This is a genomic window from Leptolyngbya cf. ectocarpi LEGE 11479, assembly GCF_015207065.1.
Lineage (GTDB): Bacteria > Cyanobacteriota > Cyanobacteriia > Phormidesmidales > Phormidesmidaceae > Leptothoe > Leptothoe ectocarpi.
On the sequence record NZ_JADEXP010000620.1, the window covers coordinates 1 to 1,530 of the forward strand.

General features: G+C 53.8%; 1 protein-coding gene and 1 pseudogene. Both read left to right on the forward strand.

Annotated features, from left to right (window positions below; translation table 11 throughout):
• Nucleotides 1–860, forward strand: an 860-nt coding sequence (locus IQ260_RS30505) for a glycosyltransferase family 2 protein (RefSeq protein ID WP_193996789.1), incomplete at its 5' end; no start/stop codon positions are given.
• Nucleotides 861–868: 8 nt separating this feature from the next.
• Nucleotides 869–1,530, forward strand: a pseudogene (locus tag IQ260_RS30510) (hypothetical protein); the annotation flags it as partial.

Sequence of the window (1,530 nt, forward strand, 5' to 3'; positions counted from 1 at the left end):
GCGTCGATCGCACCGTGGATGTGGCCAAAGAATTGGGCGTGGACCATGTGGTCAGCTTTGACCACAACCAGGGCCTCGCTCGCGGGTTTATGGCCGGGCTAGACGCCTGCCTCAAGGCCGGGGCCGACATCATAGTTAACACGGACGCTGATAACCAGTACTGTGCCGCCGACATTCCTAAGCTGATTGCCCCCATCGTCCAGGGTGAGGCCGAGATTGTCGTGGGGGAGCGGCCCATTATGGAAATCAAACACTTTTCCCCGGTTAAAAAGATTTTGCAGCGTCTGGGCAGCTGGGCTGTGCGGGTGGCCAGCAACACTCGGGTAGCCGATGCCCCCAGCGGCTTTCGTGCCATCAGCCGCGATGCCGCCATGCAGCTCAATGTGTTCAACGAGTACACCTATACCCTAGAAACCATCATCCAAGCCGGGCAAAAAGGTATGGCGGTGGCATCGGTGCCCATTCGCACCAACGGCTATCTGCGCCCGTCACGCCTGGTCAAAAGCATTGCCTCCTATGTGCAGCGGTCTCTATTTACGATTCTGCGCATTTTTATTACCTATCGTCCTCTGTCCTTTTTTACAATTCTGGGGGCCATTCCGTTTGGTTTAGGGTTTTTACTCAGCGTCCGCTGGGTCTGGCTGCTTGTGATGACCTTTGAGGCTACCGGTCGTAGCCATGTTCCCAGTCTGATCTTTTCCGCTATTTTGATTTTAATTGGGGTGCAGTGTTGGATTTTTGGTCTGATTGCTGACTTAATGTCAGCTAACCGGAAACTGTTAGAGGACATTCAGCTGCGGCTGCGGCGGTCAGACATTGAGGACTATATGAAAAAAAACCGTCAGAAAGAGATTAGATAAAGATTTATATGAAAGACTTATTTGCCCAGGCAGCCCTCGACCAGATTCCCAAAATTCTGACATTGCAGGACCGTAACCCCCACAGTCCCAACTATGGCTGTTTTGACCGCAACTATTGGCAGTACAAGATCATTGACTTTCCCAGCGGCATGTCCCAGGAGTTTGTGTGGCCCCTGGCCTTAGCCTATGACATGCCGCTACCGGATAATCCCTACCATCAGAAGCCCAATATCAAAGCTTGGGTGGAATCAGGGATTATCTTTGCCGCCAAGAGTGCCCACCCCGACGGGTCCTGTGATGATTATTTCCCGTTTGAGCGGGCAGGGGGGGCGGCGGCCTTTTCGTTACTGGCCTGTCTAGAAAGTTATCGGCTACTAAAGCTAGAAAATCAGCAGGCCCTGCGTTTTTTTGAGACGCGGGCGGATTGGCTGGCCCATCACCAGGAAAGCGGTCGCTTGACCAATCACCAGGCGCTGATTGTACTGTGTTTGGAAATTGCCTCGCGGGTATTAAACACGAAGAAGTGGCAGGGGGCCATCCAGCAGCGGCTGGAGCAGGTGCTGTCCTGGCAAGATTCAGAAGGCTGGTTCCAGGAATATGAGGGCTGCGATCCGGGGTATCACACCCTGACGATCTCCTGTTTGGCGCGGGTGTATGAGCTGGGGGGGAG